Origin of the sequence: Streptomyces alkaliterrae, assembly GCF_007097205.2 — a bacterium.
GTDB classification, from domain to species: Bacteria; Actinomycetota; Actinomycetes; order Streptomycetales; family Streptomycetaceae; genus Streptomyces; species Streptomyces alkaliterrae.
The window spans coordinates 1-5,968 of sequence record NZ_VJYK02000324.1 but is presented as its reverse complement, the minus strand read 5'-3'; the positions used below and the strand labels follow the sequence as shown (position 1 = coordinate 5,968).

Here is a 5,968-nt window from a genome sequence, read left to right as displayed (position 1 = left end):
GTCGTGGGTGGGGCGTTGGTGGGCGAGGAGGGTGCCGCCGAAGAAGGCGAGGGCGGGCCATCCGGCGACGAGGATGCGCAGCCAGTCCGGTGGCTGGTTGAGGTCGAGGAGGCCGGCGGTGGCGATGTTCGCGCCGAGGGAGGCGGCCAGGGCGATGAGGAACCAGCACCAGGCCGCCGTCTTGGCGGTGCCGTGCCGGAGCCGGTGCCAGGCCGCCACCAACAGCAGGTCGACCGAGACCGGGTAGGCCCACGCCTTCCACCCGTCCTGTCCGGCCGCCGCCGCAAGGTCATGCAGATGCGCGAACGACAGGGCACCAGCGATCACCGCTTGCACGAGCACGGCGTCGATGCGCAGGTTGCGGAACACGGTCGTCTCCCTCCGCCCGGTCACGCGGTGCCGGAGCCGAAGCACGTCACGCACAGCACGTTCTGACGGGCGTCGATCTCGCGGGCCTTGCGGCGGGAGCCGACGCGAACGACCTCCGTCGTCTCACCGGTGCCCTTGCAGTCCGGGCACGCGGGCGGCTTCTTCGCCCGGGTGGTCTTCCGTGCGGCCATGACAGGACCGTCCTTCCAGGGTTTCGGGCATGGCGGGGGTAAGGACTTGGCGCGGAGACGGCCGCGCCACCGACGAACAGGAAGTGGCCGGTAGCTACTCGGCGGCCGGGACCGGCTTGATCAACCGCACCGGCGTGGCGGTGGCGGGTTCGGCCGGGACCTGCGGGCGGAACGGCGCCAGCGCCGGGACGTCGGGCACAAGGTGCGCGTGGAGGCGGCACGCGGTGGCCATGTCCGCGAGGGAGGTGAGTGGGGTGCGGATGCGGGACCAGCCGCCGGAGGCGTCAGCGGCGACCGCCGTGCCCGGCCGATCCGGCGGAATCGACGTGGCGGCCGGGACGGCTTCCGGGGAGAGATCCCCCAACCCCATCTCGGCGGTCTGCTTGTCCGCGACCCGATGCACCACCCGGCCCGTGAGCTGAGCGCGCAGCATCGTCGCTCCCTTGCCCAACTCCGAACCGAAGCGCTGCCCGCACACCTCCAGGAAGATCCCGACCGCGCGAGCGAGCTGAGCCAGCCGGATGAGCTGAGTGACGATCCGGTCCCGACGCTCCTCATCCTTCCTCGTCCAGGCCAGGAACAGCTCCGCCACCTCATCGATGAACACCACGATCGGCACCGGCCGCTCATCCTCAGCAAGGCCCCATATGTCGGCGGTGATCTCACCCGGAGCGGTATCCCAGGCGATGCCCTGCGCCTCCTTCAGCAGGTCATACCGCCGCTCCATCTCCTCAACCAAGGCGTCGAGCAGTTCCAGTGCTTGGGTGGGGTCGGTGGCCAGTGCCGACAGCCGGGGCGAGGCGGCCGACTGCTCCACCCCACGCTTGCAGTCGATCCCCACCAACGCGACCCGCTGTGAGGCGAGTTTCTTGATCAGGTTCCGGTGGTACATCGACTTACCCGACTGATTCGCCCCCAGGGTGAGCGCGTGCGGCACCTTGAGGTAGTCCCGCACGAACGGCGTACCGTCCTCCCGCACCGCCACCGGAACCACCATCGGCCCAGACCGAGCCCGACGCGGCATCCGCACCCGACGCAGGACGTCGTAGCCGGTCATCCGCAGCTCGACCACACCCGGCTTGGTCTCCACCACGTTCACCGCGTGGACACCCCAGGCGTGCCGCAGCCGACCCGAGGCCGCCGCCACATCAGCCGGTTCCAGACCGGCCGGAAGCCGCAGCCGCACCCGAAGGCCCGTCGTGGTCGGCGTCACCAGCAACACCCTTGGCGGAACCGGCTGCACCTCCCGCCGCGCCGCCCGAGCCAGCAGCATCCGAAGCCGCGAGGGACGGACCGTCAGCCCACACGCGTCCATCGTGGACCGGTAGGTCACCGTGAACCGGGCCCAGGTGGCCGGCATCTGCACCAGCGACCAGTACACCGCCGGACGCTTCGCACGCGCCCACCACAAGCCCCCACCAGCCGCCAGGAGCGGACTGGCATCCACCAGCAGCGACAAGTCCGACATGATCAGACCGTCAGCAGCGACACGGCGCGGAAGCTGATCCCGTGCCGGGCCTGCCCGTTGAAGGTGTTCTCCCAGTCCCGGGCCTTGAGCCCCACGACCGACACCATGCGGCCGACCGCCAGCCCCTCCGGAACACCGGTCTCCGGGACCGTCACCTTCCACAGGTTGCTCTGCCCCTCATCGGAGACCAACAGGTCCACCGTCATCAGCGTCGCCCCGGTGTCCCGGTCCACCGCGACCTCACCGGCCTGCTTGTTCGCCATCTTGATCGTCGGCTCCGTCGCCACGATCACCACAGCGGTCGAAAGGTCAATCTTGAACGAAGGCATGCTTCTCTCCCCGAGAGATGGCTGACTTGGCTAGCCCGGATGGGCACATGACCAACGTAAGCATCCTGGCTAGTCATGTCAAGACGTGGCTAGCCTGGCTGCCCAAATAATCAGCTCGGCGAGTACCATCAGCCCCATGACGTTCGCTCCCGACCCCCTCGACCCAGACGACGACCGCCCCCCGTACGTGCAGGTGGCGAGCAGCCTGAGTGCGGCCATCCGCACACGCAAGCTGGCACCGGGAGAAAAGCTGCCGTCCCACAAGACGCTGACGGAGCTGTACGGCTTCGCCCGGGCGACCATCCAACGCGCGCTCCGCGACTTGGAGGACGAAGGGCTAGTCGTCTCCCGCAAGGGCAGCGGCGTCTACGTACGCAACCGCACCGAACGCCCATCCGGATTGCGGCCGTACGTGGAGCAGGCGTTCAGTCGCGACCGGGTGACCATCGACTTCGCGGGATTCTCGAGTGAGACGCTGCACGGCGCGTTGCAGGAGCCACTAGACAAGATCCGCGTCGGCAGGCTCACCCCGAAGAGCATCACCATGCGGATACTCGTTCCCGACATGTCGGTGCCGCAGGCCGCGCCGGTGCGCTTGCAGGACGGCAAGGACGATCAGCGACTCCGCGACCGGATGCGCGACATCATGGTTGGCTACACCCGCAGCATCCGTGACTCGTTCTCCGAGCTGGTTCACCTGGGATTGGTGACCGAGACACACGTAAAGGTCCGTGTCCACAGCGGCACTCAGTTCTTCAAGCTCTACGTCATCAACGGTGAGGACGTGTTCTTCGGGTATTACCCGGTCCGACCCAACAAGGTCGTCGCCCAGGGCGAAGCCATCGAAATCTACGACCTCCTGGGCAAAGACACCGTCCTGTTCCACCACTCAGTCAACGACGGGGATTCGTCAAGCGGCGCCCAGCAGGTACAGCAGGCCACGATGTGGTTTGACAGCGTCTGGGAGACGATCGGAAGGGAGTTCGATCTTGATGCCCACTGATCCTGTCGCCACGGCGGCAACAAGCGCCGACACGTTGCTGTTCGACTTTGATGGCCCGATCTGCAACGTCTTCGCCGGAGTACCAGCACCAGGGGTCGCGAGGGAGCTGACTCGCCTCGTCACCAGCAAAGACGAAGCCGCCGGACGCAAGGCCGCCGAGACCGACGACCCCATTGAAGTGCTTCGCATCGCCGACGCAGCGGATGTGATGTTGGGACAGGAGGTAGAGCGAGCGCTCACGGCAGCGGAGATCCGAGCCGTCGCAGTGGCGGGGCCGCCAACTCCCGGGTCAGTGGACGCGCTGAGAGCAGCCGCAGAGACCGGCCGCAACGTCGCGGTGGTCAGTAACAACTCAGGTGAGTGTGTGGCCGCTTTCCTCGACCGGCACGGCTTGCGCAAATACGTTGTCGAGATCGTGGGGCGCCCAGCCGATCAGTTGCACCAAATGAAACCCGAGCCTTACCCCTTGCTACAAGCGGCGTCGCTTCTAGACGTCGATATCTCCACGTGCGTACTGGTCGGTGACTCCGTGACGGACATTCAAGCCGCGCACGCCGCCGGAGCCGACGTGATCGGATACGCCAACAAGCCGCACAAGCACGAAGCGTTCGCCGCATCGGGAGCCAGCGCGATCACCGACCACATGCAAGCCGTCGCGGACGCCCTGATCGGCGAGCAGAACGCCTGAGCCCTCCCGGGTGACCTGTTACAGGTTTCTCTACCTCATCAAGACCGGCTGCGCTCCGCTTCGCCGGGCGCGCTCCCGGCTCCCGCTCGCGCTCTGCTCCTGCCTCCGGCCCGCGCCGCGCGGCGTCCGCCGACGCGCGCCCACACACAAGCGCCCGATCTCTAGCGGTGAAACCAACCGGCCCCAACGGGCGCGACCGCACACCATGACGCCCCGTTCCTCATACGCACCGACCGACGCGCACCCCGGCACACACGCGACAGGCGGAGTTGCCATCCTCGACGCACCTACGCGTCTGCGCCATGCGGGCCGTTCCGCGTCCCGACCGGGGCCGAAGGAGTCTTTACCTTCTGCTGCTCGGCGGGGACCCCTCCCGGAGCAAGAAGAAGGGGGCAGTGGGACCAAAAGCGCGGTGGGGAGCCTGCGGCCCCACTTTGCTTGATCAAGCGTATGCCCCCTTCTTCATGCTCCGGCCCCACCGACCAGCAGAAGGTAAACACTCCTCCAACCCCTCGAACCGCCGCCGGCCGCCGGTCGGGAGGCGTGCCCCATCCGTGCCCGATCGACCGGGGAATGAGGGGGAATTGGGGGTCACGGCGGGGTGCTGCCATGACCAACGACCCCTGACCGTTCTTGCTGGTCAGAGGCCGTTGAAGTGCGGAGGCGGTGGGATTTGAACCCACGGTGAGGGGTTACCTCACGACGGTTTTCAAGACCGTTCCCTTCGGCCGCTCGGGCACACCTCCTGGTCGCCGCCGGGGCGGCTCCGGCGACAGCTTAGCCGGTCAGTCGTCGCCTGTGCGCTTGCCCAGGGTGACCTGGGTGGTCTGCTCGCGGCCGTTGCGTTCGTAGGTGACGTCGACGGTGTCGTCGGGCTCGTAGGTCCAGATCTTGCTGATGAGGGTCGGGCCGCTGTCGATCGCGGAGCCGCCGAACTTGGTGATGACGTCGCCGCCGCGGAGGCCGGCCTGGTCGGCGGGGCCGCCGCGGACGACGGAAGGGCTGCCGTCGGCGGCCTCTTCGACGATCTCCGCGCCGGCTCCCTGGCTGCGCATGTCCACGGAGGCGCCGATGATCGGGTACACCGGTTCGCCGGTCTTGATGAGAGTCTGGGCGACGCGCTTGGCCTGGTCGATGGGGATGGCGAAACCGAGGCCGATGCTGCCCGCGGAGCCGCCGAGGCCGTCGCTGGCGGACTGGATGGCGGAGTTGACGCCAATGACGGCGCCGGCGTCGTTGAGGAGGGGGCCGCCGGAGTTGCCCGGGTTGATGGAGGCGTCCGTCTGGAGGGCGCTCATGTAGGAGGCGTTCGAGCGGTTGCCGTCGCTGGAGGCGACGGGCCGGTTGAGGGCGCTGACGATGCCGGTGGTGACGGTGCCGGAGAGGCCGAAGGGGGCGCCGATGGCGACCGTCGCGTCGCCGACGGCCACGTCGTCGGACTTGCCGAGCGGGAGGGGGGTGAGCTTGCGGTCGCCCGGGTCGGTGAGCTTGATGACGGCGACGTCGTAGCCCTGGGCGCGGCCGACGACCTCGGCGTCGTACTTCTTGCCGTCGGAGAAGACGGCGGTCAGTTCGGCGCCGCCGCCCTCGACGCCGGCGACGACGTGGTTGTTGGTGAGGATGTGGCCCTGCTTGTCGAAGACGAAGCCGGTGCCGGTGCCGCCGCCGGAGCGGCCGCTGCCGCCGTCGACCTGGAGGGTCACCACGCTGGGCAGTGCCTTGGCGGCGATGCCGGCGACGGACTCGGGGGCGCGGTCGGTGGCGCCGTTGCCGGAGGGGGCGTTGACGGTCTCGCTGGTGGTGTTGCCGCCGGCGCGGTCGGCGGCCCAGTAGCCGAGGCCGCCGCCGACGCCGCCGGCGAGCAGGGCGGCGACGAGGACCGCGGCGATGAGGCCGCCGCGGGCCCGCTTGGGCGCGGGG

At 68.6% G+C, this 5,968-nt stretch carries 7 protein-coding genes and 1 tRNA gene; 2 read left to right on the top strand and 6 right to left on the bottom strand.

Translation table 11 applies throughout. From position 1 onward, the window contains the following. From FNX44_RS22675 to FNX44_RS22665, 4 genes are all read right to left on the bottom strand, one after another. The coding region (locus tag FNX44_RS22675) for a DUF2637 domain-containing protein (RefSeq protein WP_143649133.1) at window positions 1-369 on the bottom strand (369 nt) is incomplete at its 3' end. 20 nt (window positions 370-389) lie between these two features. After that, window positions 390-560, bottom strand: coding sequence for a hypothetical protein (locus FNX44_RS28210; RefSeq protein WP_173019257.1), 171 nt, complete (start codon window positions 558-560; stop codon window positions 390-392). A 94-nt stretch (window positions 561-654) separates the two neighbouring features. Continuing rightward, window positions 655-2,028 (bottom strand): FtsK/SpoIIIE domain-containing protein, encoded by a 1,374-nt coding sequence (locus FNX44_RS22670; protein WP_143650644.1) that lies wholly within the window; start codon window positions 2,026-2,028, stop codon window positions 655-657. 2 nt (window positions 2,029-2,030) lie between these two features. Beyond that, window positions 2,031-2,357, bottom strand: a complete 327-nt coding sequence (locus FNX44_RS22665; protein WP_143650643.1) for an SCO3933 family regulatory protein — start codon at window positions 2,355-2,357, stop codon at window positions 2,031-2,033. Between the two features lie 136 nt (window positions 2,358-2,493). Here FNX44_RS22665 and FNX44_RS22660 point away from each other — a divergent pair, with 136 nt between their 5' ends. Then, window positions 2,494-3,360, top strand: a complete 867-nt coding sequence (locus FNX44_RS22660; protein WP_143650642.1) for a GntR family transcriptional regulator — start codon at window positions 2,494-2,496, stop codon at window positions 3,358-3,360. Further along, a complete protein-coding gene (locus FNX44_RS22655) occupies window positions 3,350-4,048 on the top strand; it encodes an HAD family hydrolase (RefSeq protein WP_143650641.1) in 699 nt (232 codons plus the stop codon). Before FNX44_RS22660 ends, FNX44_RS22655 begins: the two co-directional genes overlap by 11 nt. Window positions 4,049-4,706: 658 nt before the next feature. Here FNX44_RS22655 and FNX44_RS22650 read toward each other — a convergent pair. Both FNX44_RS22650 and FNX44_RS22645 read right to left on the bottom strand, forming a co-directional pair. Further along, window positions 4,707-4,794, bottom strand: a tRNA-Ser gene (locus FNX44_RS22650). A 39-nt stretch (window positions 4,795-4,833) separates the two neighbouring features. Then, on the bottom strand, window positions 4,834-5,968 hold a 1,135-nt coding region (locus tag FNX44_RS22645; protein ID WP_143650640.1), incomplete at its 5' end, for a S1C family serine protease.